This is a genomic window from Pontibacter burrus (genome assembly GCF_010686685.1).
Lineage (GTDB): Bacteria > Bacteroidota > Bacteroidia > Cytophagales > Hymenobacteraceae > Pontibacter > Pontibacter burrus.
The window spans coordinates 269,371-295,770 of the sequence record NZ_JAAGWD010000002.1 but is presented as its reverse complement, the minus strand read 5'-3'; the positions used below and the strand labels follow the sequence as shown (position 1 = coordinate 295,770).

Below are 26,400 nucleotides of genomic sequence, written 5' to 3'. Positions count from 1 at the left end.
GTTGGCTGTATGGTGAGATTTTTACGCGTTTTAGTACTGGTCCTCTGCATGTGTCCGGCTCTGGCGCAGGAGCCAACTATAGCCTGGGGACCTGAAATACCACACAACAGCCGCAATCTGAACCAGCTACAGGTAATTGGCACCGGCTCCGAAAACTCCTTTTATACCCGCTACACCGAAAACAGGCAAATTACCCTGGAGCGTTATAACCGAAGCAACCAACGTGTCTGGTCAATTGCCATTGCCCCGCTAAGCCCAGAAGGCAAGCGTGCAGCCTTCGAAGAACTGGTAGTGCTGAACCACCAGATATACCTCTTATCATCGGTTACGGAAAACTATAGAAAAATCATTTACGCCCAGCAGATTGATGCAAAAGGCAACTACATGCCCGCCATTCACACCCTGGCCAGTACCACCCCTGATGCAACTATACACGCCCAAACCAGAGAAACCCGTTTGCTGCTTATTCTGCAACAAAAGGCAGAACCACAACAAACAGATGTCATGCTCTATCAGGGTTCATTTAAGCCAAGCTGGACCGCTGAGTTGCACCTGAAAGGTCTCATAAAGGAAATGCAAATCTCCGCAACCGGAAACATATTTGTGCTCTCTGAACTTCCGGCCTCCAATTCCCCCGAGGCAGCTTTTTTCCTGTATCGGTTCGATGGCAGAAGCGGCAGAAATACCATACAACCCGTGGGCAGCACCGCTTTGCGCCCGCTACAGGCCAAAATGGAAATTATGAATGAGGACCTTATAGTTGCAGGCTTAACTGTACCGGCACCTTTTGTAGCCAGTTTAGCTCCGGAGCCAACAGGCACTTTTTACTACCGTTTCCCCAAAGGCCGCTTCCGCAACTATATACACCACTATGCTCCCATCGACAGCCTTTTTCTGCACGATTATAAAGCCTATAAACCAGACAAAGATCATAGCCAGCGCCTACGTTACCTGCAACTACAACATCTGTTGCCGCTAAACAGCAACCATACCGTACTGCTCGGAGAGGTTTACACTTTAGACAGAAATCAACATCATACCGATGACGTGCTGCTCTTTGCTTTTGACCAGAATGGTGAGGCTTTATACACTGCAAGCGCTAACAAACACCAGACAGGTGATGTAAACCAGGTGAGGCTGGGCTCATACATTGCAACCACTGCCCAGGATACGGTAAAACTCATATACCTCGATTTTGAATACAACTATAACGAGCAGGACGAGATCATGATCGCAACCTCAAGAGCTGTTCTTAAAACTCCTGTATTGGCAAAAGTGGCTCCTGACGGGAAGATTACCGTAAGACCGCTGCGCAATACCCAAACCGGCCGCCACCAGGACTTCTACCTGGTGCCAACATCAGCCTACAAAATCAACAACAAAGAGTTTATAGTGCTGGGGTCAGGCATAGGCTACTATAAATTCGGCAAGCTCAAATTCTGAACTATAGCTTCGCGCACCTTGCGGTAAAACTTAACCACTAAGTGCGCGAAGGTTTACAAAGGTACCCCAGGCCCGAAATCATACATAATCAGCTAAAGCTCTTTATTCACTGGTGTTATTTAGTATCTTTGGTAAACGACAATCTAACCAATTTCACCCTACCATGAATAAACGTACTTATCTGAGTATGTTCCTGGCTGCCGCGCTTGCTTTACCTGTAAGCACTACCCTGGCTCAGGACAAAAAAGATGACAAGAAGTGGACTGTGGATACCCCTCATAGTTCAGAGAAAGAAGTAACCGTAACCACCGACGAAGGCACCTGGATGAGCCTGGACGTAAGTCCGGATGGCAAAGAGATCGTGTTCGACATGCTCGGCGATATCTACATTATGCCGATTTCGGGTGGCAAAGCAAAACTGTTGCGCAGCGGACGCGCGTACGAAGTGCAGCCACGTTTCAGCCCGGATGGCAAGTTTATTTCCTTTACTTCGGATGCAGGTGGCGGCGACAACATCTGGATCATGAAGCGCGACGGTTCGGATGCGAAGCAGATCACAAAAGAGAGCTTCAGGCTTTTGAACAACGCTGTATGGACGCCGGATGGCCAGTACCTGATCGCCAGAAAGCACTTTACCAATACCCGCTCGCTGGGTGCCGGTGAGATGTGGATGTACCACCGCACAGGCGGCGCAGGCGTGCAGCTAACCAAACGTAAAAACGACCAGCAGGACGCTGGTGAGCCATTTGTATCGCCAGACGGTAAGTACGTGTACTTCTCTGAAGACATGAGCGGTGGTACTACGTTTGAATACAACAAAGACCCGAACGGCCAGATTTATGTGATCCGCAGAGTGGACCGCAACACAGGCCAGATCGAAAATATAGTTACCGGCAACGGTGGTTCTGTTCGCCCAACTATTTCCCCGGATGGCAAGCACATTGCTTTTGTACGTCGCGTGCGTACCAAATCAGTGCTGTTTATTCAGGATCTGAAAACCGGAGAGCAGTGGCCTATAGTTGATAACCTGAGCAAAGACCAGCAGGAAGCATGGGCTATTTTCGGCCTGTATCCGTCTTTCTCTTGGACACCAGATAACAAGAGCATAGTATACTGGGCACAAGGCAAGATCAACAAAGTAGATGTAGCCAACCAGAAAGTAACCAACATCCCGTTTGAGGCTACTGCCACGCATTACATTGCTGATGCAGTGCGTCATGATTTCAGCAAGAACGGGGGCGTATCTCCGAAAGAGTTTACAGCTAAAGCTATCCGCCATGCGGTAACTTCTCCAGACGGAAAAATTTTGGTATTCAACGCCGCCGGCCACATCTATAAAAAGGAATTGCCAAACGGCAAGCCGGAGCGCATCACCAAAGGCACTGATTTCGAGTTCTACCCAGCTTTCTCGCCAGATGGTAAGCACATCGTTTACTCTACCTGGAACGACGACAACTATAGCGCGCTGATGAAGCTGGATATCCGTAAAAAGAATGCCAAGCCAACTAAGCTTACTGCTGAGAAAGGGTTCTACACCAATGCTTCGTTCTCGCCAAACGGTAAGTTTATAGTTTATAACAAAGAAGGCGGTAACAACCACATGGGTTTTGCGCACGGTAACGAGCGTGGTATTTACTACATGACCGCTGAAGGCAAGAACCCTACTTTTGTACAGCGAAGCGGGTCGAACCCACAGTTCAACGCTACTTCTGACCGCATTTTCTTTACAGGTTATGAAGCTGGCAAATCTGCTTTCAAGAGTGTGGACCTGAACGGAAAAGAAGAGCAGACACACTACACCTCGAAGTATACAGACCAATTTTACCCAAGCCCGGACAACAAATGGCTGGCGTTTGTAGAGTTGTTTAATGGCTACGTAGTTCCGTTTACTGCAAACGGTTCTGGTATGGACCTAAGCGCTGATTCCAAAGCTGTTCCGGTTGCCCGCTTTACCCGCGACGCCGGTACAAGCCTGCACTGGTCTGGCGATAGCAAGAAAATAAACTGGGTGCTGGGCGATGAGTACTTCTCAAACGACATCAAAAACCGTTTCTCGTTTGTAGAAGGTGCTCCTGATAAACTTCCTGCAATCGATACGACTGGTACTAAAATTGGCCTTGTGCTGAAAACAGATACACCGGAAGGTAAAGTAGCTTTCACGAACGCACGCATCATTACCATGAAAGGCGACGAAGTGATTGAAGGCGGTACTATAGTTGTGGAAGGCAACCGTATAGTTTCAGTTGGCAAAAACGTAGCCGTTCCGAAAGATGCGAAAGTGATTGACGCTGCTGGCAAAACCATTATGCCTGGTATAGTGGACGTACACGCGCACTTAGGCACGTTCCGTAACGGCATGAGCCCGCAGAAGCAGTGGTCGTACTACACGAACCTGGCTTACGGCGTTACCACAACGCACGACCCGTCATCGACTACAGAAATGGTGTTCAGCCAGTCTGAAGCTGTGAAAGCCGGTAACATGATCGGGCCGCGCATTTACTCTACTGGTACCATCCTTTATGGTGCCGACGGTAACTTTAAAGCCGTGATCAATAGCCTGGACGATGCCCGTTCACACCTGCGCCGTATTAAGGCAGTTGGTGGTTTCTCGGTGAAGAGCTACAACCAGCCACGCCGTGAGCAGCGCCAGCAGGTAATTCAGGCCGCCCGCGAACTGGATATGACCGTGGTACCGGAAGGTGGTTCTACGTTCTTCCACAACATGAGTATGATCCTGGATGGTCACTCAGGTATTGAGCACAACATTCCGGTTGCCCCGCTTTACAAAGACGTGGTTGATGTATGGAAGGCATCTGAGACAGGCTACACGCCTACTCTGATCGTGAACTATGCTGGTAACTCAGGTGAGTACTACTGGTACCAGAAAACAAACGTTTGGGAGAAAGAGCGTTTATTGAAATTCTCACCTCGTTCTGTAATCGATGGCCGCTCACGCCGCGTTACATTGGTACCAGATGAGGAATACGAAAATGGCCATATCCTGACATCAGAAGCAACTACAAAATTGGCTAAGTCAGGTGTGAAAGTAAACCTGGGTGCTCATGGGCAGCTACAAGGCTTAGGAGCACACTGGGAACTATGGATGCTGCAGCAAGGCGGCATGACCAACCTGGAAGCACTTCGCGCAGCAACCCTGAACGGTGCTGAGTACATTGGCATGGGCAAGGAACTGGGCTCGCTGGAAGAAGGCAAACTGGCCGACCTGATCGTGCTGGACCAGAACCCGCTGGAGAACATCCAGAACACCGAGCACGTGAAATATACGATGGTGAATGGCCGTCTATACGATGCAGCTACTATGGCTGAGATCGGCAACTATAACAAGCAGCCAGGCAAGTTCTGGTGGGAAAACAGCCGTACCGCCACTGCATTTGACTGGCACGAAGGCACCAACACCCGCTTCGAAGGCATAGCCGGTGAGCACTGCACCTGCCGCCACTAAGAATTAAATTTCAAACTATAGCAAACAGGCTGCCCCATCTGGAGCAGCCTGTTTTGTTTATATAACAATTAATTAGCATTATTATATAAAATTAATAAGTTCCAAATGAACATTAACAAAGCAAGTTTGATCCGATTGAGTTTTATGATTGTAATTGTTGCATCATTAACACTAACAATCTATAGAATTCTAAATCAAGATTGGGAAACAGTGGTAGCAACTATATCCTTAACAATTGCAGTTATATCTGCATGGATTGCCTATGATACTTTTTACCATCAAACATTGGCTCAAAGACCCCAGTTAGTGATACAGCCTAATTTTATAGATAGATCAGGGTTGATCTTGATAACTATTAAAAATCATGGAGAAAATCCCGCTTATAATATTTCTGTTGAGTGGCATAATCCAATTATTAATTCTAAAGAAGAGACATTTGCTTTTAGTAAAGGCACTAAAAAATATGATATCCTTGTGCTTGGGAAAAATGAAAGTGTTTCTACTCTTTTAGATGGAGTTGCTAGCTTTTATAATAAATTTAAAGATTCAGATTTAGAGTATTCGGGAGTAATATCGTTTACAGAAAAATTAAAATCTAGTAGAAAACAGCACCAATATTTTAACTTTTCCCTCACTTCTTTTAGAAGGCTTGTTAACGAAACTGATGTAAGTATTACTCATAATAAGCTGCAGAGTATTCCTGACCACCTCGAATCATTGCAGAAAGAAATAAATCATCTAAGAAAAGAACTTAATACGAGCAAGAATTAGCAATTACAAACGCTCTAATTACACTGAAGCTATCTGGTTATATTATCTTCCATAAAACGACAAACTTATGACGCGCTGCCTCACCTCTCTCCTTTTACTATTGCTCACTGCCTGCAACTCCAATGCTGAACAAGTAAAGGATATCTCCACGGAAGAAGTGACGGCACCACAAGTAAAGGTTAATCCGTCTGGTGAAACGATAACAGAAAGGTATCCGGCTCCGACTGGCTTTACCCGGGTTAGAGCACAGGCAAATTCTTTCCAGGCTTATCTGCAGAACTTCAAGCTGAAACCACATGGTGCGGTGGTGCATTACTACAATGGCAAAGTAAAACCTAACGATGGAGTGTATGATGCCGTGCTGGATATTGATGTAGGTAACTATGACCTGCAACAGTGCGCAGATGCGATTATGCGTTTGCGAGCGGAGTACCTGTACAGCCAGAAAAGCTACGATTCTATACACTTCAACTTTACTAGCAGCTTTACGGCAAACTATAGCAAATGGCAGCAGGGCTACAGAATAAACGTGAAAGGCAATGATGTAAACTGGTTTAAAAAGGCAGCTCCGGCTACAAACTATAGTTCGTTTAGGGATTACCTGAAAATTGTGTTTACCTATGCCGGCACGCTCTCTTTAGAAAAGGAAATGAAGCCTGTAACTATAGATGAGATACAGATCGGTGATGTGTTTATAAAAGGCGGAAGTCCGGGGCATGCCGTTATAATTATGGATATGGCTGTAAACACACAAACCGGCGAAAAGCTCTTTCTACTAGCCCAAAGCTACATGCCCGCTCAGGAAATACAAATACTCCAGAACTCCATGAACCCGGAGCTTAGCCCCTGGTATAGCACAAAGTTTAACGGCCCTTTATTAACACCGGAGTGGACCTTTCAGAAAAGCCACTTAAAGCGGTTTAAGTAACTATAGCTTTCTTCCTGATACGCCTGTAGCGCATCCATAGAAGTAACTGTTGTACTTCACATCTAATCCACGTTCGGAAAGCAGATCGTGGAAGAGCCTGCAGTCTTTGAACTTAGCTGTATATTTCCCCAGCATCCGGTAATTTTCTGCATTGCCCTGAAACAGTTTGCCGATAACCGGGATAGCATGCTTCAGGTAGAACATGTAAAAGGGCTTTAGTACATTTTGAGGCACAGAAATCTCTACAAAAGAGAAAACCCCATCCGGCCTGAGTATACGCGCCACTTCATCAGCCAGCATACCTAACTGGACTTTGTTAAAAGTCTTCAGCCCGAAAGATGAGACAATGAAGTCTGCTGAATTATCAGGAATGGAGTTAGCAAGTACATCAACCTGATCAACTGTAATGGTTAATTCATACTTATGAAGTCGCTTTTCAGCTTTGGCCAGCATTACAGGTGAAATATCAAGCGCAATTATTTCAGCTCCTTTAAATCTGTTATCGAACGATGCCCAGACTTCTCCCATGCCCGTCATCATATCATATCCGACTTCCAGGTAAGGGTGATCCGGCAGCTGTTTGATAAACTGGTGACGCCAACGCTCTGCAAACCCAAAAGATGCGAAGTAATTGGTAACACCATAAGTTGCTGCCATGCTATCAAAAAGACCAGAAACAAAGTCTTTCGAATAGATGTCATCTGCTTTAGCTTTTTGGGGTTTGATATCCCTTTCCATCAGGCTACTCCTTTACCGCAGCAAGTACCCGTTTTATCAGCTCATTTGGGTTGCCATTGTGCCAGCGCCAAACTAGAACAATGTCGTGCTCGGGGTCAATCCATACTGTATTTTGGCCGGCGCCCAGGGCTGCGTAGCTGGTGGTTGGGGCATCGGGCCAGGCTTTGCCTTCGGTGTTCAGCCACCACAGGTAGCCATAATCCGGGCCAACGGAGCCGCGGGTAGTAGCTTCCCTAACCCATTTCTCAGAGAGCAGTTGCTTGTCTTTCCAGCGGCCGTTGCGCAGGAACAGGTATCCGAAACGGGCTTCGTCGCGGGTGTTTATCCAGAGGCCACCGCCCCAGCGCGTACCGCCACTTACCGATGGCATTTGCTTGCCGTTTATCTCAACTATAGAATTGCGGTAAGGCACCCACTGCCAGGTTTCAGAGGCTCCAATCGGGTTCATTATTTCATTTTTTAGCACTTCCGGAAGTGGTTTCTCCCACAGGCGCAGCAGCGAGAGGGCAAAGCGGTTTATGCGTACATCATTATACTCATAGTAGCTGCCCGGCGCCTGCAGCTCACGTGACTTGCGCTCTCCGCGCCCGAAGGCTTCTTTACCAACAAAGTCATGCTTTTTGCCCCATAGTTCGCCTTCCCATTCGCTGGTCTGGCGGGCATGTTGCTCCCAGGTAACCTTACTGTTCTGCTCCGAACTATAGCCGCCGTCGTTTACATAGTTTGCTACCGGGTCGTTTATGCTTTTGATCATGCCCCGATCTATCGTCAGGCCAAGTATGGTAGACAAAAAACTTTTAGCCACACTGTAGGTCGGATCTACAGCTTCGGTATCGCCCCACTCTGCCACAATGTAGCCGTTTTTCAGGATAATGCCGTTGGTGTTGGCTCTGCTGGCTGGTAGTGGCCCAAGCGGTTCTCCGAATATTTCTTTCTGGGTAGAGAAGTCTTTTTCGATCTGGGTGGTTTCCTGGGTTTTGGCCCATTCCACGGCCTGTTGCAGAAGCGTGGCATCTAAGCCAAGTTCTTCTGGGTTCTTCTTTTCCCAGTTATCGCCTTTGCCCGGGTAATAGTATTTATTTTCGGCAGCTTGTGTTTGAGCAGTTGGGGTTGTGGTTTGCTGTGGCTGCTGGCATGCTGTAAAGCCAAGCATCAGCATAACCACGAGCGCGGTATTTCTGAAGAGCATAGTTTGTATCCGGTTTAGATACTAAATGTAGGCAAGAATTGCCGAAAGCAAAAGCGGCCACCTGTGTATACAAGTGGCCGCTTTTAAATTTTATAGTTTACACCTCCAGTACATAATACGGAAGCGGTTTATCCAGCTTTTGCAACAATGGCCTGGCTACGTTAAACACCTTTACCCCCTTGGCTGTTTCGCCTTGCAGAGTGCCCACGTGCGCATGCCCGTGAAAAGCGGCCAACACCTGCCGCCGCTCCAAAGGCTCCGCTAAACGCGACGACCCAAGGAAAGGGTAAATGGCTTCGGGCTCACCTTTTATAGTTGCTGAAATAGGCGCATAGTGCAGCACAGCAATTTTTGGCAGATCAGGATGTTCCGTTTCCAGCCGCGACAGGGCGCCATCCAGTTTCAGCGATTCGTCCACAGCTTCCTGTACAAACTGCTTCATCATCGGCTCTCCGAACATGGCCAGCATGGCACGGTTAAAACCGCCACCAAAGCCTTTTACTCCAGCAAAGCCCACATCCTCTAGCACAATCATATCACCATCCAGCATGTTCACGCCGGCCTCTGCCAGAATTTTTCTGATCTCGGTATGTTCATTCTGATCGTAGTCATGGTTGCCCAACACTGCCACTACAGGTATTGAACAGGCACGTAGCTCCTGGCTCAGCACCTCGGCTTCCGAGGCACGGCCGTGGTCGGTCAGGTCGCCGCAGATCAGCAGCACATCCGCATCTGCCGATACATCCTTAAAATAGTCTGTCCACTTGCCTTTGTCTGTTTCCCGAACGTGTATATCGCCAACCGCTGCAATGCGGGTTTTCTTCCTTTTTTTATCCATCCGTTAAATGGTTTTTATAGTTACCACCTTGTACTCCCATTCCGTAATATCGGTTTTGTACTGGGTCTGGTCTATAATGGGGCCACGGCAAACTTTTTCTATCGAGGCTGGCAGCTCATACTGGTGCTGCGCACGCTGAATCAGTTCATCGAAAAGCCATTTCGGTATGATGTCACGGTCGGCTGGGTACACAAACTGGAAATTTACAACCTGGCTCAGTAATAGCTCCCAATGCTGGTCCAGCCTGCTGAAAAGGCGCTTCCAATCCAGTTGTTTTCCGTAGCGCAGAAACAAATGGTTCACGTCAGCCCCATCGTAACGTTCACGGTTCTGCACATAAATCTTACACCAGATCAGCTCTTCGGGTGCCAGGAATTTAACAGGAATACCAAATACTTTTCCTTTCACGGCATACTCGTACCAGCTGTCATCTACGGTACAGATGTTGTTTACCGTATTAAAAATAATGTCGATGTAATGGCCGTTCTGAAACACTTTTGCCAGCCAGCGTGCATCTGTAATTTCTGTCTGGTAGCCTTTATCGTTCAGGTATTTTAAGTGATACTGATATTCGCTTGGTTTACAGAAAATATCCAGGTCCTTCATGTCGCGCACAATGCCGGTATATTCAAACATGGCATAACCGCCGCCCAGCAAATATGGGGTCGGGCTGTCTTTCAGTAGTGTAAGGGTTTGCTTATAAAATTCATTGGCAATTTCCTGCTGCGTCTGCGGGTTATTGGCAGCAGGCACTTTTTTGCCATTCAGCACAGGTTTCTCTTCTTTTATTTTTTTCATGTTAAGTCAGTACTAAAAATCAGGTCTTGTTGTATTTGTCTGGTCACAAATAAGGCAGGAAGGCACAACAAGGGGGTAGATTATGTACTTATTTCACGAAGAATGGTTGTAACCTGTTTGGCAATTTCTACCCTGTTTAGTGCAAAAAATAATGCAATTTTTCGGCGCGGCTCTCCATTAAAAGGAAACATAACACTCCACTATAGCTGGCAGAAACTATAGTTTAGAGCATGATCTGGCACCTCGCCTGAATAAAACTACCGGCAAGCAACTATAGTTATGAAACAGCGCTGTAGTTGTGACTAAAACTATAGTTTTAAACTGAAAGGTAACTATAAACCCCACCTCCTGCTCAGAGAAGATGGGGTTTATAACTTGGAAGTCATTAAAATCTACACCAGCTCAAAATCTGTATTCTCGAATATCTGCCGGTTATAGAAGACTTTGTGGATGTCTATCGCTGCTTCGCTGGCTGCCGGACGACTCTTGATGTAGGTACCGTCTTCGCGCATGATGTATGAGTTCTGGTTATCCAGTAGGTTATAGTGCAGGATTGTCATGGCCTCCCGCTTCAGGTCTTCGTTCAGAATCAGAAACAAAGCTTCTATCCTTCTATCGAAACTGCGCACCATAATATCAGCACTGCCACTGAATACTTTCGGATCGCCGGAGTTGTGGAAATAATAGATGCGGCTGTGCTCCAGGTATTCGCCAACTATAGATTTCACAAAGATGTTTTCGCTCAGGTCTTCGCGGCCAGGGCGCAGGCAGCAGATTCCCCGCACTATAAGCTTAATAGGAACACCTGCTTTTGATGCCTTATAAAACTCATCCATCACCTCTTTATCTTCCAGCGAGTTTATCTTGATCACGATACCGCTCTTCAGCCCCTTTTTGGCATTGCGGGCCTCGTTGCGAATAAGCTCTATCAGCTGGTTGCGCATGGCCTTCGGAGAAGTAAGAAGCGATTTATACTCGTTCGGGCGCGAGTGGCCGGTTATTACATTAAAGAATTCCGAAACGTCGTGCGCGTAAACTTCATCTGTTGTCAGCAAGCTTACATCGGAGTAAAGGCGGGCAGTTTGCTCGTTATAGTTACCGCTGCCAATATGCACGTAGCGCGTTACCTTCTCGCCTTCCTTCCGGATGATCATCAGCATTTTGGTATGCGTTTTATACTTGCTGATGCCATAGATCACAAAGCAGCCGGCTTTCTCCAGGCGGTCGCCCTCCTTCAGGTTACGCTCTTCATCAAACCGGGCCTTTACCTCAAACAACACCGATACGTGCTTTCCGTTTTCGGCTGCTTTCAGCAGGGCAGCTGTAACACGGCTCTGGTCGGCGAGGCGGTAAATGGTTTGTTTGATCCCCAGCACATACGGGTCTTCGGCGGCGCGTTCCAGCAAATTCACCACCGGCTCCATGCTGTTGTAAGGGTGATGCAACAGCACATCGTGGTCTTTCAGGTACTGGAAAAGGTCCACACCATCTGAAGGCAGGCTTGGCGGCATTACCGACGAAGGATGTTTAAAGCACTTATCGCGGAACTGACGGTGGTTGATGATCTGCCACAACCCGCGCAGGTCCATTAAACTATTGATCGTAAAAACGTTAGCATTATCTATCGTCCAGCGCTCTTTCAGGATCTTCATCATGAACGCTGACGGATTACGCTCTACTTCCAGGCGCACTACACGGCCCTTCTTGCGCGTTTTCAGCTTCGACTTGATCTCCTGCACAAAATCCGCATCAATATCATCCGACTCTTCCAGGGTAAAATCGCCGTTACGGGTAATGCGGAACAGGTTTACCGATACGATCTCGACGTTGCGGAAAAGCTTTTTTATCTTCCAGCGTACGATCTCTTCAATCGGCACAAACACGATCTTATCCTTGCGGTTGATCTCGTAAAAACGCGCCAGGTTCTGCGGTATCTGTACAAAAGTAAGGCGGTCCTGAGCTTTCTGCTCTTCTTCGGTGCGGGTAACCACGCCAAAGGTGAGCAGCTGGTTCATAAGCAACGGAAAACCGTGGTAGTTATCGAACACCATGGGCGTAAGCAGCGGGAATATGGTATTCTTAAAGTAAGAATCCACTTTTTTCTGCTCAATCTCAGTCAGCTCGCCCACCATCAGCACATCAAAGCCATACTTTTCAAAATCAGGCTTTAGTTCGTTATTGTACGTCAGGTACTGGTCGTTTACAAAACGGTGCGAATAGTCTAACAGCTTTTTGCGGAACGGCAGTTCGCGAAGGCCCGAGTAATCTAGTCGCTCCTTGCCATAGTCGATGTAGTTGTACAAGCTGCCCACCCGGATCATGAAGAACTCATCCAGGTTAGAAGAGGTAATGGCCAGAAACTTAAGTTTGTCGAAAATTGAGCGACTGGTGTCGCGGGCCTGATCGAGTACGCGGTAATTAAAGCGTAGCCAGCTCAGGTCGCGGCTAATGTATTTACTTTTCTTTATCTGGTCAGAAACCTTATTTACAAGCATGCTTTCGGGGTGATTTAAGAGGCGGTCTACTTTTAATGCCAGCCAATAGTCTTTATACGGTCGTAAATGCTAATATATAGCTTGTAACGGATATTAAACAGTTTTTGGCGTGCTATTCGGCATTAATATCTTCACCTAGTCTATAGTGTCATCAGCCCAACTGATAACATGGGTTACCCCTACTCCTACTGTAATGGCGCTCATAGGAGAGCATGCGGTAAAATCGCGGTAATTTCTGCCTTCCTGGGTAGCTTTGCGGAAGGTTTCCGGGGTAAGATAGCGTGCATTGGTACCGCTCAGGTATTCTATAGTTGTCTCGAAACGCCACTTTGGTCCGCCTATCTGTAAACCAGTACGGGCACCGTAACTCAGCGACAGGGAATTAAACACCGGATCGCTTTCAGCAGGCAGGTCTTCGTTTTCGTAGCTCGCGAACCTGAGCCCAAGCAAGGCATAGGCAAATGGATGAAAGTATTTTGCTACCGTACCTTTTACCCCGGCATGAAAGGTCAGCAGGCTCATATCCACTTTCATATCCGAGTGGTCTTCAAAAACAAGCAGGTTGCGCGAGTAGCTTATACCACCTGCCCATGGTTTGGCAGTTGGCTTTATAGTTACCGAAGGCTCATAACCAATAGCAGAATAAGTATCTCCAAACGTGCCTGTAAAACCTGAAACCCGCCCTTTAAGGGAAATACTTGCCTCTTGGGCCAAAAGCGTGACAGGAAGTGCCAGAACAGAAACTATAAGCAGCGTGGCAATCTTTAATACTTTCATTAAAATCAGACTAAACTATAAATTTGGTGCAATGCTACTAAAAATCTGGCTGACTGCTACTGAGGTATCCTACAATTATTTAATCCAACTATAGCTATTGTTTTAGGTGGTATAAAGGTGCAGTTCTTCCTGCGTATCAGGGTAGATAATGGTACGGCTATAGTTTAACCCGATCTTCAGCAGCAACCTGATCGACCTGTCGTTTTCGGGCAGCGTAATGGCTTCTATAGTTGGTAGCCTCAGCTGAGTTTGTGCATAAGCTAAAGTAGCTGCCGCAGCTTCGTGTGCATAGCCCTTTCCGTTTGCTTCAGGCAGAAAAGCAAAGCCAATATCGGGGTGATCGAGTATGTCGCGTTTAATGATGCCACATAGTCCAATTGCCTTACCTTCCGATTTAGTTTTTACCAGCCATAGGCCGTAACCGTTCACTCTGTAACTCTTGATCGGGCCACTTTGCAGGTACAACTCCGCTTCTGCCCTGGTTCTGATGTTTCGGTCCCCGATATACTTCAACCAACCCGGACTGTTCAGCAACTCCACTATAAAAGCAGCATCCTGAAGTGTAAGCTCTCTCAGGTTTAGTCGTTCGGTTTGTAGGATGTGGGTGGGCATGTGGTGATGAGGTTAAATGAATCAGCTATAGTTAGTAATTATTTATTTAGGAAATTAATATTTATTCTTTCTACTGTATTTCCCCAGTAACTATAGACGACTCTGCCTAGAATATCTTCTTTTTTAACAGTACCAATAAACCTGCTGTCAAGTGCATTATCTCTGTTATCACCCATCAGAAAGTACTCATCATCCGGTACTTTCATTTTTCCATACGACAGAGTATTATCATCTCTTTTCTCTTTATATCGTAAAGTCTTGATTGTTTTATTAGGGTGAATTTTTTCTTCATACTCAATTGCTTCTACACCATCAGCAATATATTCTTTGGTAGGCATTGTCTCTATAAGAATATTATTTACAATAACTTTTCCATCTTTTATTTCAATCGAGTCACGAGGTATACCAATTACTCTGAATGTCCAGACACCTCCCTGTGGTGAATTAAATACAACAATGTCACCTGCCTCAATATGATTATGATTGTAATAATTCAAATCAGCTGCTATTCTGTCTCCTGGTTGTAAAGTTGGCTGCATAGAGGGTGTTGGGATATTATAAGTTTGAACCCCACTAAAGTCAGAAAAATCCCAAATCATTCTGAAAACTACTATCACTGCCACATATGCCAAGTAGATATGCAACTTGTTAAATGGTTTCAGTTGATAGGAATTAAGTTTTTTTGCTGCCAGAAATCCATCTATAACCCGGTAAAGAATGAAACAAATTGAAAAGACTGCTAGCACTACATATCCATAGAACTTGGTGAGCAAACCGGTTAGACCAAATACGATAGGAACTAGTAAGTCGAGCATCAAAAAAAGAACTGCTTTACCTAATTCACCATTATAAATTTGCCCTAATCCAGGAATCACTGAAAGTAGAGATGCTATGATTGGTTTTCTTTGGCATATCATCTTTTGATTAATATCAGAAAGCTCATGGATTAATATCAGAAAGCTCATGCTTATCCATAAGAAGACTTGTTTGCTTAGCAGATTCTTTTGTTGCAGAGAAAAGATACAGTAAAATATTCTAATTTTTAAATATTAAGCCCCCATCATCACTGCAACAAAAAAAGCCGGCTGTACTTTAGCAGTACAGCCGGCTTTTAGATTTATAGTTCAACTATAGTTTACACGTCTACACGTGCATACTTCGAGTTACGCTCAATAAAGTCGCGGCGTGGGCCTACTTCGTCGCCCATCAGCATCGAGAACAGGTGATCGGCCTCGGCAGCAGACTCTATAGTTACCTGCTTCAGGCTTCTTACTTCCGGGTTCATGGTAGTAGTCCAAAGCTGTTCCGGGTTCATTTCACCAAGACCTTTGTAGCGCTGTACGTTCACGCTTTCGTCTTTGCCTTTGCCTAGTTCAGCAATTGCATCCATACGATCCTGCTCGCTCCAGCAATAGCGCTCTTCCTTACCTTTTTTAACCAGGTAAAGCGGTGGCAGAGCAATGTAAATGTATCCTTTCTCGATCAGCTCTTTCATGTAGCGGAAGAAGAACGTCAGGATAAGTGTACGAATGTGTGATCCGTCCACGTCAGCATCCGTCATGATGATGATGCGGTGGTAGCGAAGTCTCTCCAGGTTCAGGGCTTTCTCGCCATCTGCTGTACCAAAGCTCACACCAAACGCCTGGATCATGTTCTTGATCTCTTCGTTTTCGTATATGCGGTGCTCCTGTGCTTTTTCTACGTTCAGAATCTTACCACGCAACGGCAGAATAGCCTGGAACATACGGTTACGGCCCTGTTTGGCCGATCCACCTGCCGAGTCACCCTCTACCAGGTAGATTTCGCAATTTTCCGGGTTGTTATCAGAGCAGTCGGCCAGTTTACCAGGTAAGCTGGTGCTGGACAGTACGTTCTTGCGCTGTACCATTTCGCGCGCCTTGCGGGCAGCATTACGGGCCTGTGCAGCAAGTATCACCTTCTGAACTATAATACGGGCCTCTTTCGGATTCTCTTCCAGGAACTGGTTCAGCATTTCGCCAACAGCTACATCTACCGCTCCTGATACTTCGGAGTTACCCAGTTTGGTTTTGGTCTGGCCTTCGAACTGTGGTTCCTGTACTTTAACAGAAATAACGGCTGTTAAACCTTCCCTGAAGTCATCACCAGCAATATCAATCTTCAGCTTATCCAGCATACCAGATTTATCGGCATAAGCCTTCAGGGTACGGGTAAGCGCACGACGGAAACCAGCCACGTGTGTACCACCTTCAATGGTGTTGATGTTGTTCACATAAGAGAAGATGTTCTCGTTGTACGACGTGTTGTACTGCAGCGCAATCTCAACAGGCACTCCGTTCTTCTCGCTTTCAATGTGGATCGGCTCCGGAATCAGGTTCTCGCGTGTTTCATCCAGGTAAGCTACAAATTCCTTCAGGCCACCTTCAGAGTAAAACGTATCGTTCAACGGTTCGCCCTGCTCATTCATCTCACGCAGATCCTTCAGATTTATGCGGATTCCTTTGTTAAGGAAGGAAAGCTCGCGCAGACGGCTGGCAACTGTATCGTATTTGTATTCGGTAACAGCAAAAATGGATGCATCCGGCTTAAAGTGCACCGTTGTACCCGTTATATCTGTTGTACCTATTTCACGCACCGGGTAGGCAGGTACGCCAATGTTATAATGTTGCTCAAATACCTTACCGTTGCGGTGTACAGTTACGTGCATATCCGTAGAGAGCGCGTTAACGCAGGATACACCCACGCCATGCAGACCACCGGAAACTTTGTACGTATCTTTATCAAACTTACCACCTGCGTGCAGTACCGTCATTACTACCTCCAGGGCAGAGCGGCCTTCCTTATGGTGAAAATCTGTAGGGATACCACGGCCGTTATCCGATACCGTGATGGAATTGTCTTCGTTTATAGTTACATTAATCTCATCGCAGTGGCCGGCAAGGGCCTCGTCAATAGAGTTATCTACTACCTCCCAAACCAGGTGGTGCAGGCCTTTGATACCAATATCGCCGATGTACATGGCAGGACGTTTACGAACTGCTTCCAGTCCTTCCAATACCTGTATGCTATCTGCTGAATAGTTATTCGCTTTTTGTGCTTCTACTTCACTCATGTGTGTCAATAAGGTAGATTAATAGGTAAAATTACCACTTTTATTTCGTTTTTGCTATACAAGTTGTACCTAAAAAAGCAGGCCTCCGAAAGCGCTGAAATGCACTGCCTGCCTTGGCACAACCACAACTAAATAATAACAAAATTATAGTTGGTTTAGTGCCTGTTTTACAATGCTTTGCCCTATAAAAATGCAACGAGCCGCCCACTATTGCAGGCAGCTCGCTGACAGAATAAAAACAGGAAAGGTTATTCGATAAGACGGGCTTTTACTTTTACCCGTGTTACCATACGGCGGTTAACTTCATAGTAGTCGTGCCCGAAGGGCAGCAGGTTGTCCAGTTCCTCTATATTAACTATTTCGTAGGCCTGGTTATTGTCTGCCTTCAGGAAGTTTAATTTGCTTTTGGCGTTATCTACTGCTTTGCCCAGCATCTGCTGTTGTAGTTCGGCTTTCTTATCAGGGCTAATGAAGGTACCCATCATGTTCAGCCCAAACGGAATATTGCGTTTCAGCAGGTCCTGAGCAAGCCTGTTGTATGTAGCACTGTCGGTAACGCTAACCATATACGATACACCAACCTGGTACATGTCGCGGGTCGGGCGTTTACCCATTTGCTCGGGCATATAGTTCAGGTAAATATTGTCGCTGGTTTTAACAAGACCTGGCAACTCTTTCTGCAGCGAATCAATCCATACATCAAATTTCTGCCGCATCTCCATTGGGCCGTTGTAAGACAGGTTCAGGCGATACCCTGCATCTGGTGTTACCTGTTCGTACTCTCCTATAACTTCCAGGTAATGTTCGTCTTCAGCAGTAGTGCGTTGCTGGCAACCGGCTAAAAGTGTGGCGCTGCCCGCAAGAGTCAGCAGCCACAGGTAGGTTTTTCTCATAGTGGTATAGTTGTTATATATAGTATTTTTATAGCGAGAACCGTGCCAGTTGATTTGATTGCTAAATTGCTGTATTGTTAATTGTTAATCCGGCAATAGTTTGTATCTTATGAAAACCATCGTCCTGCTGCTCATCTCCAACATCTTCATGACCTTTGCCTGTTATGGTCACCTGAAGTTTAAAGACGTATCGCTTTGGAAAGTTATACTCATCAGCTGGCTCATTGCCTTTTTTGAGTACTGCTTTCAGGTGCCGGCCAACCGCATCGGGCATGGGCAGTTCACAGCCTTTCAGCTTAAAACCATTCAGGAAGTGATTACCCTGGTCGTGTTCATCGGCTTTTCGGTGCTTTATCTGCGCGAAGAAATAAAGTGGAATTACATCGTCGGCTTTGTACTTATTCTCGCTGCCGTATTCTTCGTGTTTAAGGAATGGTAGTTAATTAATGACTAATAAGTTTAATCATTACTCGTTCGTCATTAGTCATTATGTATTTGCTTTCCGGCGAGTTAAGGCAATTTAATTTTTTCATTCCTGCTTTAGGGTGTACCTTCGTGTAAACAACACAAATTTATTTAAAGGCATCATGAAAAAGCCGATCCTGCACCTGGCCTTTGTTACCCTCTTACTTAGCGGCTGTAACACAGGCCCGACACAGGCTGAACTTAAAACAGAACTGGAGCAACATGTGATGGCCGTGCACGACAGCGCCATGGCCGACTTGGGGAGTATCTTTAAACTGCGCCGCGACCTGCGTGCACTACGCGATACCCTGGCTACACAGCAAACAGACAGCACCCTCTTACTTCAGCTCCAGGAAAACATTACCAGCCTGAACAAAGCCGATGAAGCCATGATGAACTGGATGCGCAACTACAAGGCAACAGATACCCTGCAGCACGAACAAGCCATGCAGTACCTGAACCAGGAACTACAGAAAATTGAGAAAGTTAAAATAACCATGGACAGCACTATAGATGCTGCCCGTAACGTTTACCAGCAACATGAAATTAAGTAACTATAGTTTGAAGCAACTACTGACCGGCACTGCCTTCGTTCTTTTTTCTACCCTTATCTATAGTTGCCAGAGCAGCCCAGCCGAACAAAAGCTACCTATTTTAGGATCGCGCGAACCTGTAGAGCGCAGCGTAGATGGCAAAACTATAGTTGATACCGTATACCACCAGATCCCGGACTTCGCCTTTGTGGACCAGGACAGCCAGCAGGTAACGCAGGAAACGGTAGCCGGAAAAATCTATGTAACCGATTTCTTTTTTACTACCTGCCCGAGCATCTGCCCTAAAATGAAAAACCAGATGCTGCGCATATACGAGAAATACAAAGACAACCCGAACGTAGTGATCCTGTCCCATACTATAGATCCGGAGCACGACACGGTAGCTGTGCTAAAAGATTATGCAGAGCGCATGAATGTAACGGCTGCAAAGTGGCACTTCTTAACCGGCGACCGCGACAGCATTTACGACATGGCCCTGAAGTACTTTATTGGCGTGCAGGAAGACAGTGAGGCCGAAGGTGGATTTGCACACAGCGGCGACTTTATGCTAGTAGATCATAACCGCCATATTCGTGGCCATTACCATGGTACCGAGCAGGAAGATGTAGACCGTTTGATGCAGGATATGGACATTTTGCTGAAGGAATTACAAGATGAAAAAAAGTAGATTAGTTACAGGCTTTCTGGGGCTGATGGCGCTTACCACCCTGACGCAGTGCTTTACAGATAAACAGAACCAGGGACAGAAACTATACGCACAGAACTGCCAGAGCTGCCACATGGACGATGGTTCGGGCCTGCGCGGACTCATCCCGCCAATTGCCAAAGCTGATTACCTGCAAACCCACCGTGACGAGCTGGCCTGCCTGATTCGACATGGTGCAGATGGTCCTATGATTGTGAACGGAATTGAGTATAACAAGGAAATGCCAGGTGCTCACCAGCTTGGCCCGGATGAGATAACTAACCTGCTCAACTACATACAGACCAGCTTTGGCAACAATAACCCCCGCTATACTTTAACTGAGGTAACCCAGATGCTAGAGGCCTGCCCCGTACCTTACGAAGCTCATTAGTGCCAGAACTATAGTTTCTGTGTTGCTGGTTTGTAACAATCTGCATTAAAGAACATGCTGTGATAGGCATTATCTTTAATCCAGGATGACTCGCTTTTATCTCTTCTTATACCACGCTTCGTTGCAGAAATAGCTGTAGAGAAGCCAAAGAATTTACTCTCTTCGGTTGTAACCTTGCTTTCAATCCACTGCAGGGTTACACCTACCTTTTCCAGATGGTCCACATGGATATTATACTCTCGCAGGTCCTGCTGTATCCATTTCTTTTGCCCTTTCTTAACTTCAATAATAATATTGTCTTGTAAAAGTGATTCAGCTGGCAGGTCGTCCCGTACGGCATAAATGTTTAACCGGAGTTTTACACTTTCAAACTCATTAAAAGTGACGTAGAAATTAAAATCGTTCAGAAAGCAAGCTCCATTCAGGTTGATGATGTTACCAATCTCTCCTCCCAGTTTATCATCTAACTTATCGTTGCGGCTAAAGAAAACTGCGTGAGTAAAATATTCTCTGTCGTTTTTACCGAGCACTTTCGATTTTAGCTTCACAGGCCGTACTGCTACTTCGCTTAGTTCTATGGATGACGGCTTCAGTTTCACATCCAGGCTCTTACTATCCAGGCCGGATACCCTTAGTGCAAATCGTTCAAACCCAAGACTGGATATTATCACGCTGTCTGACGCCCTAAGACCAGCTGAGGGTACACTAAAGCTAAATTTCCCTTCGCCGTCCGCAACAGTTCCATATTCTTTTCCTACTATTCCAACAGAAGCATACGCAATAGGCTCGCCGGTAACTTCATTGCTTATTTTACCTTTTACAACTATAGTTTGTGCCAGTAAGATAAACGGACAACAAAGGAACACTACCAGAACAAAGATTCTTCCCATACCATAATATTACGAATTTGCTATATAACTAGCATGGCAGCAACTTTAGTATAAATTAGCACAACTTATGTCGTAGGGCATGTCGCAGGGTGTGACGTTAGAGAGCAATTTACCAACCATTTCGGTATAAACTGAGGCCGCTCATAGGGTAGGGAAAAGGCTGAAAGCACAAGTGCCAACCCTATTGAAAAACTGGCACTTATAAAACAAAAAACCCCTTCTAAACAAGTTAGAAGGGGTTTTCAGTGATCCCGTTTGGATTCGAACCAAAGACCTACTGCTTAGAAGCGACAAATAATGGTATTTTTCTAATTTTATATACTTTTACATTTTTTACAATTATCTGATAAACAGCTTTTTGTAAAAAAATTAATTTTAAGTAATTATTGCTATTTTAACCCTTTGTGTGCAAATTGTGTGCACAAAACCTCTACGAAAACAGCTATGATTACCGCATCAACCTCTATCATGTTGGACACCAGACGCCCACTAAAAGACGGGACGTTCCGGGTAAAATTAAGGATTACCTTCCAAAGGCAGCGAAAATATTATGGCACCCAATACTCTCTTTCTGAGGAAGACTTTTCTAAGGTACAAGGGGATAAGCCAAGGGGAAGGTATAAAGAAATCCAGTTGTCCCTGCAGGCTTTGGAACAGAAGGCGGTCCGTATTCTTGAGAAGATGCCCTTCTTCACGTTTGAAGCCTTCGACAGAAAGTTTCTTGAATTGCATGCAAGAAAGGATGTGTTTGCCGCTTATGAGCAGTGTATTAAGCAGATGAGCGAGAATGGACAGGCAGCGAATGCTAACTTCTACGAAAACGCCTATATCTCCCTCATCTCTTTTATGCTTAAGGAGCCTCCCATCAACCGAAGGAGACTCTCTATTCAAAAATCTAAGGAAAGGAAACAGGACCTGGTGAAGAGAAAAAAGCCGCTGCCCTTTACCGATGTCACCGTAGACTTTCTCAACAGCTATGAAAAGTGGATGCTCAGCCGTAAAAAAACGCTCACCACTGTAAGCATGTACCTGCGCACACTTCGCACCCTCTTTAATGATCTCATAGACGCAGGCGATTTAAGCAGGGATCTCTATCCTTTCGGGAGAAGGAAGTACAGAATGCCAGCAAGCAAGAATATTAAAAAAGCCTTGACCCTTGCTGACGTTGAGAAAATATACAACTACCACCCCGAGCACGATAGCCAGGCGAAGGCCCGAGACTTTTGGATCTTCTCCTACCTGTGCAATGGCATCAATGTCAAGGATATCGCTCGATTAAAGTACAAGCAGCTGAGCCGGGAGAGCATCACTTTTATTCGGGCAAAAACAGAACGTACCACCCGCCATGCCCTTAAGCCTATTGTGGCTATGCGCACACCTGAGATAAACCGCATCATTAAGCGGTGGGGCAACAAACCAATCTCTCCAGATACTTACGTCTTTCCTATACTGAGGGAGGACATCACTCCTGAGCAGGAGCTGGCCTATGTCAGGCAGACAGTCAAAACCATTAACCTCTACATCAAGCGTGTCGCTGCCGAAGTGGGCATTGAGCATAACGTAACCACATACACAGCCAGGCACACCTTCTCCACCGTCCTCAAGCGCGCTGGTGCACCAACTGAATTCATATCAGAGTCACTGGGTCACAGCAACCTTAAAACTACTGAGTTCTACCTTGACAGTTTTGAAGATGATGTGAAACGGCACTATGCAGCCCATCTGACAGCATTTAAAAAGCAAGCAGAAAAAAAGAGGCCGGAACAGAAGCACTTAAAAATGACCAGCGCTCAGCAAAAGACTAAAAGGGATTACCCCCTTTATAAAGAGAGCCTTTCAGTTCCTATAGATAATAACCAGCTTAACCTACAAAGCTTAACAAGATCCTATACCTCATCGGGTATAAGCAATGCCGCATATGTTATTTTTATACCCGATAAGGTATAGGACATGCAGTTAAATGAATTTGTAAAGGAAAGACGCAAGCAAGCAAACCTGACACAACCGGAACTGGCATTAAAGGCAGGGGTTGGCCTTCGGTTTTTAAGAGATCTGGATCAGGGGAAGCAGACCCTGCGTCTGGATAAGGTAAACCAGGTGCTGCGGCTCTTCGGTCACCAGGTTGGCCCTATACCGATACCTCGCCACATGCTTGTATAGTGGGTATTGGCAAGGTGCCATGTACATATATATTAATTAACTCAGTTTTACCACCTATTCTATCACTAAAGATTTATTCGTTATCCAACCCCCATTTAACTTTCTTTATGCGATCGCTTAAAGTCTGTAGTGATTTTATTACCGCTTCTTCCTTCGGCAGCTCTCCTGTAACAAACTCTTTAAATGATGTTTGATAAGTTACCTTTATACTTTCCCAGGTTTTTTCTGGCTCTGCGAAAATTATGGCTTCAGAAGGATGAGCATACACCCAATCATTATTATTTTTAAAACTAACAATATCATCCTTTCCTACTTGTACTAACATTGCCTCAAAGCCATCTCCCTCTATAAAGTTTGCTATTGTCTCGTCATTTAACATCAAATGCAAATCATACACATGCCTTATTTTCTTTTTCAGATCCTCAATTGCCGTTTCGGTTCTGGAGAAACGAACTAAGCTCATTATTTTTTCGCAAAAAGTTCTTTCTTCGCTAAGTACTTGAACTTCGAAAGGAGCCATTTTATATTCTGCTATTACAACCTCTTCCCCTCTGCTCTTCAGCATTTCGGTTATATAGCAACTGACGGGCTTATTCGTATAGGGATCAGCGTTTCCTAACCAAGTTGCCTCCAAGACAATATGCTCCCGGGCCTGTCCGAAATCACCTTCAAATATTTTATCATATCGATGCACCGTTTTACGGATCTGCCCTAATTTATTAGTAAGCCCATCAACCTGGATTTCCGGCAGTACTTTTTCAACCGATTTACTTACAGAGCGAATTTTCCTTTTCAGTTGATTATCTGTTTCACCTTGGTTCTTTAATACAACCAGATCGATATCTTCTGAAAAGCGTTCAACTAACTTATGGCATTTGGATAGCGCTGTTCCACCTTTAAAAACTGCTTGACTGGCAAATTCTGAGTGAAAGATATGATATAAGGCTACGGTCACCCAATAATCCTTTTCTACATAGATCTCTCTTATTTCGAATTGCTGTGATGCTGCCTGGATGGCATCCTGCAGTAGCTCTTTGTTTTCGTGAAGTCTCATTTATTCAATAAACCATTGGGAAGCTGTTGGAAGTATAGCATCATCTATGCCTAAGTTATAGGATGTTAATGGATTTAGACTTTCCTTCAAAGACAATATGTCCTCTCCTTTTGAATTAACGCTCATGATTGCTCCAAGAAATGCCCTTACGCGAGGAGGGTACTCCAGTGCATACTTAATCAGCGTCTTTTTCTCTTTCGGATCCAGCTTCTGAATTCTGCTTTGCATAAGCTTTATACCTGATTTCTTGTCTAAATCAGGTATGATTTTGAAATCCTTTAGGGCGTCAAGAATTTCTAATAAATAATAATTTTTATCATTTATATCTACATAACTCTTTAAAGGCTTTACTTCGACTTTCCCCAGCTTAGTTGATATTCTTTTTGATCTACTAGCAATTTTTATGGTGTTTGACACTTGTGTAGTCAAACCCATTCGATTGTACAGGCTGTTACCCGTAATATAACCTACACGCTTGTTACCTTCAAACAGGTAGGGTTTAAGCAACTCCTCTTCCCGGGGTTTGAGTTCACCAAAGCGGGACTTCTTAGGCTTATAAAACACTCCTTTGGATACCCGTTTAATAAGCCCCTTGCGAATAAGCCTTTCTGTTGCTTTAGTGGCAGCACTATACTCTTCTTTGGAGATACCGAGCTGTTCATACTTAAAAGTAAGTCCTTCCTCCATTCTACCTATTTTCTTCTCTATCTTCTCTGCAACGTTCATAAAGCAATGAATTACAATTAGTACACCACAAATAAAACTCTAAGATTATTAATTGTCAAGTTTTGTGTACGGAAAACTTGACAGTTTGACTATAAAGTTGTCAAGTTTACTGCGCAATTAACTTGACAAGTATAATTCAACCTATTGGTAATTATTAGCAAGGGTGGCTTAACGTACCAAAGCTGCTGAAGCAGGCGCTGGTCCATGCCAGCCCTCAATTCCAGTCTTATTTCCACGTACCAAGTCCGCCTCCTAATGTGCAGCATACTATCAGATAATATATTGTTGGGTTGTGATTCTACCCTAACTGTATTACCAAGAGCAGGAATTTTCTCTAGTTTTCTGATAATAGCATGAAACAACTCCCTTCTATGTTCGCAAATAGACGGTGTTCGCAAAAGACGAACAAGAATAAAACGCGAACAAAAAACGCATTAGTAAATCAATAACACTACGGCTGCAATAAGAATAAACTTCCCTTCTCTTATCCTCCAAAATTCAACTCAGGAGACTTCCTTATCATGACAAGACGAGTATAGAGGAGATACAGCTTATTTAAATTTATGCATATACCTTCTAGTAAAACATGTAAAACAACTATACACATAACCATTATAGGATTTCAATAGTCCCGCAACACAAGAGCGCTGTTGAGATGTGGAAAACACCTCCGGGTTTCCCACATCTCAACAGCATAACAGTAAAGGTGATAGTTAAAGAATCGCCTGACCCCAGTAAGCAGCACCATACAGGCCACTTCAAAGCAAAAATCCAACGTCATTCATTTTGGGGCAAAGGTAGCCTTACGGTCCGGACACGGGACAAGGTCGTCCAAACAAAATGGGTATCCCTTTTCCGGGACCCTCCACATTTTCTTTGGCTCCACCTATGCCCTTAATCCGGCGCCGAAGGCAGCGGGGGCACCATAATCAATTTCCTCACATTAAAAGATTTGAGATTATGGAAAAGATCGTTACAACCTCTGCCCACGCCAAAGTAGCCGAAGTAAAGCTCACCTACCGCAACCGCGTCAAGCCCTCTGAAAGACCGCAGGTTACCTGTTCGACAGATTCCTACAAGGTGCTGAAAGCGAGCTGGGATACCGGCAAGATAGAGTTTGTCGAACAGTTCAAGGTGCTGCTGCTAAACCGCGCCAACCGGGTACTGGGCATCTTCGAAGTATCCACTGGCGGTGTAGCAGGAACAGTAGCAGACCCCAAGCTCATCTTCGTAGCCGCATTGAAAGCCTGCGCCAGCGGCATCATCCTCTGCCACAACCACCCCTCCGGTAACCTCAAGCCCAGTGCAGCAGACCTGCAGCTGACCCAGAAGATGAAAAAAGGAGCCGAGCTGCTGGACATGGCCCTGTTGGACCACCTGATCCTGACGAGCGAAACGTATTATTCCATGGCAGATGAGGGGCTTTTATAGCCCCTTTA

Annotated in this window: 24 protein-coding genes; 11 read left to right on the top strand and 13 right to left on the bottom strand. The window is 45.4% G+C overall.

Annotation, left to right across the window (positions count from 1 at the left end; all coding sequences use genetic code 11):
- The first annotated feature begins 9 nt into the window (after positions 1–9).
- The 4 genes from GXP69_RS05965 to GXP69_RS05950 all read left to right on the top strand — a co-directional run bounded on the left by GXP69_RS05965 (position 10) and on the right by GXP69_RS05950 (position 6,605).
- Positions 10–1,443, top strand: a complete 1,434-nt coding sequence (locus GXP69_RS05965) for a hypothetical protein (RefSeq protein WP_163913415.1) — start codon at positions 10–12, stop codon at positions 1,441–1,443.
- A gap of 163 nt (positions 1,444–1,606) precedes the next feature.
- On the top strand, positions 1,607–4,906 hold the full coding sequence (locus GXP69_RS05960; RefSeq protein WP_235925572.1) for an amidohydrolase family protein: 3,300 nt from the start codon (positions 1,607–1,609) through the stop codon (positions 4,904–4,906).
- Between the two features lie 105 nt (positions 4,907–5,011).
- Positions 5,012–5,677, top strand: coding sequence for a hypothetical protein (locus GXP69_RS05955; RefSeq protein ID WP_163913413.1), 666 nt, complete (start codon positions 5,012–5,014; stop codon positions 5,675–5,677).
- A gap of 67 nt (positions 5,678–5,744) precedes the next feature.
- Positions 5,745–6,605, top strand: coding sequence for a DUF4846 domain-containing protein (locus tag GXP69_RS05950; RefSeq protein WP_163913411.1), 861 nt, complete (start codon positions 5,745–5,747; stop codon positions 6,603–6,605).
- On the opposite strand, the gene GXP69_RS05945 is transcribed toward GXP69_RS05950, so the two are convergent.
- The 10 genes from GXP69_RS05945 to GXP69_RS05900 form a co-directional block, all read right to left on the bottom strand.
- Positions 6,606–7,343, bottom strand: a complete 738-nt coding sequence (locus GXP69_RS05945) for a class I SAM-dependent methyltransferase (RefSeq protein ID WP_163913409.1) — start codon at positions 7,341–7,343, stop codon at positions 6,606–6,608. It lies immediately after the preceding gene.
- A gap of 4 nt (positions 7,344–7,347) precedes the next feature.
- A complete protein-coding gene (locus GXP69_RS05940) occupies positions 7,348–8,532 on the bottom strand; it encodes a serine hydrolase domain-containing protein (protein ID WP_163913407.1) in 1,185 nt (394 codons plus the stop codon).
- A 97-nt stretch (positions 8,533–8,629) separates the two neighbouring features.
- Positions 8,630–9,370, bottom strand: coding sequence for a metallophosphoesterase family protein (locus GXP69_RS05935; RefSeq protein WP_163913406.1), 741 nt, complete (start codon positions 9,368–9,370; stop codon positions 8,630–8,632).
- Between the two features lie 3 nt (positions 9,371–9,373).
- On the bottom strand, positions 9,374–10,168 hold the full coding sequence (locus GXP69_RS05930; RefSeq protein ID WP_163913405.1) for a nucleotidyltransferase: 795 nt from the start codon (positions 10,166–10,168) through the stop codon (positions 9,374–9,376).
- Positions 10,169–10,560: 392 nt separating this feature from the next.
- The gene (gene ppk1 / locus GXP69_RS05925; RefSeq protein ID WP_163913404.1) at positions 10,561–12,663 is read right to left on the bottom strand and encodes a polyphosphate kinase 1; all 2,103 of its coding nucleotides are present in this window, start codon (positions 12,661–12,663) and stop codon (positions 10,561–10,563) included.
- Between the two features lie 135 nt (positions 12,664–12,798).
- Entirely contained in the window at positions 12,799–13,440 is a 642-nt protein-coding gene (locus tag GXP69_RS05920) for a hypothetical protein (protein WP_163913403.1), read from the bottom strand.
- Positions 13,441–13,542: 102 nt separating this feature from the next.
- Positions 13,543–14,052, bottom strand: a complete 510-nt coding sequence (locus GXP69_RS05915; protein ID WP_163913402.1) for a GNAT family N-acetyltransferase — start codon at positions 14,050–14,052, stop codon at positions 13,543–13,545.
- Positions 14,053–14,090: 38 nt separating this feature from the next.
- Positions 14,091–15,017 (bottom strand): signal peptidase I, encoded by a 927-nt coding sequence (gene lepB, locus GXP69_RS05910; protein WP_163913401.1) that lies wholly within the window; start codon positions 15,015–15,017, stop codon positions 14,091–14,093.
- Positions 15,018–15,187: 170 nt separating this feature from the next.
- Complete coding sequence (gene gyrB / locus GXP69_RS05905) at positions 15,188–17,143, bottom strand: DNA topoisomerase (ATP-hydrolyzing) subunit B (RefSeq protein WP_163913400.1); 1,956 nt, start codon at positions 17,141–17,143, stop codon at positions 15,188–15,190.
- A gap of 248 nt (positions 17,144–17,391) precedes the next feature.
- Positions 17,392–18,036, bottom strand: coding sequence for an SIMPL domain-containing protein (locus GXP69_RS05900; protein WP_163913399.1), 645 nt, complete (start codon positions 18,034–18,036; stop codon positions 17,392–17,394).
- A 109-nt stretch (positions 18,037–18,145) separates the two neighbouring features.
- Here GXP69_RS05900 and GXP69_RS05895 point away from each other — a divergent pair, with 109 nt between their 5' ends.
- From GXP69_RS05895 to GXP69_RS05880, 4 genes are all read left to right on the top strand, one after another.
- A complete protein-coding gene (locus tag GXP69_RS05895) occupies positions 18,146–18,475 on the top strand; it encodes a DMT family protein (protein ID WP_163913398.1) in 330 nt (109 codons plus the stop codon).
- Between the two features lie 148 nt (positions 18,476–18,623).
- Positions 18,624–19,055: a hypothetical protein gene (locus tag GXP69_RS05890; RefSeq protein WP_163913397.1), complete on the top strand. Its 432-nt coding sequence runs from the start codon at positions 18,624–18,626 to the stop codon at positions 19,053–19,055.
- Positions 19,042–19,722, top strand: coding sequence for an SCO family protein (locus GXP69_RS05885; RefSeq protein WP_163913396.1), 681 nt, complete (start codon positions 19,042–19,044; stop codon positions 19,720–19,722). Before GXP69_RS05890 ends, GXP69_RS05885 begins: the two co-directional genes overlap by 14 nt.
- The gene (locus tag GXP69_RS05880) at positions 19,709–20,131 is read left to right on the top strand and encodes a c-type cytochrome (protein ID WP_163913395.1); all 423 of its coding nucleotides are present in this window, start codon (positions 19,709–19,711) and stop codon (positions 20,129–20,131) included. Before GXP69_RS05885 ends, GXP69_RS05880 begins: the two co-directional genes overlap by 14 nt.
- 8 nt (positions 20,132–20,139) lie before the next feature.
- On the opposite strand, the gene GXP69_RS05875 is transcribed toward GXP69_RS05880, so the two are convergent.
- On the bottom strand, positions 20,140–21,021 hold the full coding sequence (locus GXP69_RS05875) for a carboxypeptidase-like regulatory domain-containing protein (RefSeq protein ID WP_163913394.1): 882 nt from the start codon (positions 21,019–21,021) through the stop codon (positions 20,140–20,142).
- A 468-nt stretch (positions 21,022–21,489) separates the two neighbouring features.
- Here GXP69_RS05875 and GXP69_RS05870 point away from each other — a divergent pair, with 468 nt between their 5' ends.
- Positions 21,490–22,968, top strand: a complete 1,479-nt coding sequence (locus GXP69_RS05870) for a site-specific integrase (protein WP_235925571.1) — start codon at positions 21,490–21,492, stop codon at positions 22,966–22,968.
- Between the two features lie 3 nt (positions 22,969–22,971).
- Positions 22,972–23,181, top strand: a complete 210-nt coding sequence (locus tag GXP69_RS05865; protein ID WP_163913392.1) for a helix-turn-helix domain-containing protein — start codon at positions 22,972–22,974, stop codon at positions 23,179–23,181.
- A gap of 73 nt (positions 23,182–23,254) precedes the next feature.
- Here the strand turns inward: GXP69_RS05865 and GXP69_RS05860 are convergent, their stop codons facing one another.
- Positions 23,255–24,235 carry a nucleotidyl transferase AbiEii/AbiGii toxin family protein gene (locus tag GXP69_RS05860; RefSeq protein WP_163913391.1) on the bottom strand — a complete coding sequence of 327 codons (981 nt, stop codon included), beginning with the start codon at positions 24,233–24,235 and terminating at the stop codon, positions 23,255–23,257.
- The gene (locus tag GXP69_RS05855) at positions 24,236–24,961 is read right to left on the bottom strand and encodes a DUF6088 family protein (protein WP_163913390.1); all 726 of its coding nucleotides are present in this window, start codon (positions 24,959–24,961) and stop codon (positions 24,236–24,238) included. It lies immediately after the preceding gene.
- Between the two features lie 960 nt (positions 24,962–25,921).
- Between GXP69_RS05855 and GXP69_RS05850 the strand changes: the two genes are divergently transcribed.
- Positions 25,922–26,392, top strand: a complete 471-nt coding sequence (locus tag GXP69_RS05850; protein WP_163913388.1) for a JAB domain-containing protein — start codon at positions 25,922–25,924, stop codon at positions 26,390–26,392.
- Positions 26,393–26,400: the final 8 nt, after the last annotated feature.

What these genes read in the sequence shown, in the direction of transcription:
- GXP69_RS05870 (WP_235925571.1), top strand. Translation starts at nt 21,490, where the DNA reads ATGTTGGACACCAGACGCCCACTAAAAGACGGGACGTTCCGGGTAAAA.
- ppk1 (WP_163913404.1), bottom strand. Translation starts at nt 12,663, where the DNA reads ATGCTTGTAAATAAGGTTTCTGACCAGATAAAGAAAAGTAAATACATT.
- GXP69_RS05920 (WP_163913403.1), bottom strand. Translation starts at nt 13,440, where the DNA reads ATGAAAGTATTAAAGATTGCCACGCTGCTTATAGTTTCTGTTCTGGCA.
- GXP69_RS05945 (WP_163913409.1), bottom strand. Translation starts at nt 7,343, where the DNA reads ATGGAAAGGGATATCAAACCCCAAAAAGCTAAAGCAGATGACATCTAT.
- gyrB (WP_163913400.1), bottom strand. Translation starts at nt 17,143, where the DNA reads ATGAGTGAAGTAGAAGCACAAAAAGCGAATAACTATTCAGCAGATAGC.
- GXP69_RS05955 (WP_163913413.1), top strand. Translation starts at nt 5,012, where the DNA reads ATGAACATTAACAAAGCAAGTTTGATCCGATTGAGTTTTATGATTGTA.
- GXP69_RS05950 (WP_163913411.1), top strand. Translation starts at nt 5,745, where the DNA reads ATGACGCGCTGCCTCACCTCTCTCCTTTTACTATTGCTCACTGCCTGC.
- GXP69_RS05855 (WP_163913390.1), bottom strand. Translation starts at nt 24,961, where the DNA reads ATGAACGTTGCAGAGAAGATAGAGAAGAAAATAGGTAGAATGGAGGAA.
- GXP69_RS05860 (WP_163913391.1), bottom strand. Translation starts at nt 24,235, where the DNA reads ATGAGACTTCACGAAAACAAAGAGCTACTGCAGGATGCCATCCAGGCA.
- GXP69_RS05865 (WP_163913392.1), top strand. Translation starts at nt 22,972, where the DNA reads ATGCAGTTAAATGAATTTGTAAAGGAAAGACGCAAGCAAGCAAACCTG.
- GXP69_RS05850 (WP_163913388.1), top strand. Translation starts at nt 25,922, where the DNA reads ATGGAAAAGATCGTTACAACCTCTGCCCACGCCAAAGTAGCCGAAGTA.
- GXP69_RS05900 (WP_163913399.1), bottom strand. Translation starts at nt 18,036, where the DNA reads ATGAGAAAAACCTACCTGTGGCTGCTGACTCTTGCGGGCAGCGCCACA.
- GXP69_RS05965 (WP_163913415.1), top strand. Translation starts at nt 10, where the DNA reads ATGGTGAGATTTTTACGCGTTTTAGTACTGGTCCTCTGCATGTGTCCG.
- GXP69_RS05960 (WP_235925572.1), top strand. Translation starts at nt 1,607, where the DNA reads ATGAATAAACGTACTTATCTGAGTATGTTCCTGGCTGCCGCGCTTGCT.
- GXP69_RS05885 (WP_163913396.1), top strand. Translation starts at nt 19,042, where the DNA reads ATGAAATTAAGTAACTATAGTTTGAAGCAACTACTGACCGGCACTGCC.
- lepB (WP_163913401.1), bottom strand. Translation starts at nt 15,017, where the DNA reads ATGAGCTTTCTGATATTAATCCATGAGCTTTCTGATATTAATCAAAAG.
- GXP69_RS05915 (WP_163913402.1), bottom strand. Translation starts at nt 14,052, where the DNA reads ATGCCCACCCACATCCTACAAACCGAACGACTAAACCTGAGAGAGCTT.
- GXP69_RS05940 (WP_163913407.1), bottom strand. Translation starts at nt 8,532, where the DNA reads ATGCTCTTCAGAAATACCGCGCTCGTGGTTATGCTGATGCTTGGCTTT.
- GXP69_RS05875 (WP_163913394.1), bottom strand. Translation starts at nt 21,021, where the DNA reads ATGGGAAGAATCTTTGTTCTGGTAGTGTTCCTTTGTTGTCCGTTTATC.
- GXP69_RS05930 (WP_163913405.1), bottom strand. Translation starts at nt 10,168, where the DNA reads ATGAAAAAAATAAAAGAAGAGAAACCTGTGCTGAATGGCAAAAAAGTG.
- GXP69_RS05890 (WP_163913397.1), top strand. Translation starts at nt 18,624, where the DNA reads ATGAAAAAGCCGATCCTGCACCTGGCCTTTGTTACCCTCTTACTTAGC.
- GXP69_RS05935 (WP_163913406.1), bottom strand. Translation starts at nt 9,370, where the DNA reads ATGGATAAAAAAAGGAAGAAAACCCGCATTGCAGCGGTTGGCGATATA.
- GXP69_RS05880 (WP_163913395.1), top strand. Translation starts at nt 19,709, where the DNA reads ATGAAAAAAAGTAGATTAGTTACAGGCTTTCTGGGGCTGATGGCGCTT.
- GXP69_RS05895 (WP_163913398.1), top strand. Translation starts at nt 18,146, where the DNA reads ATGAAAACCATCGTCCTGCTGCTCATCTCCAACATCTTCATGACCTTT.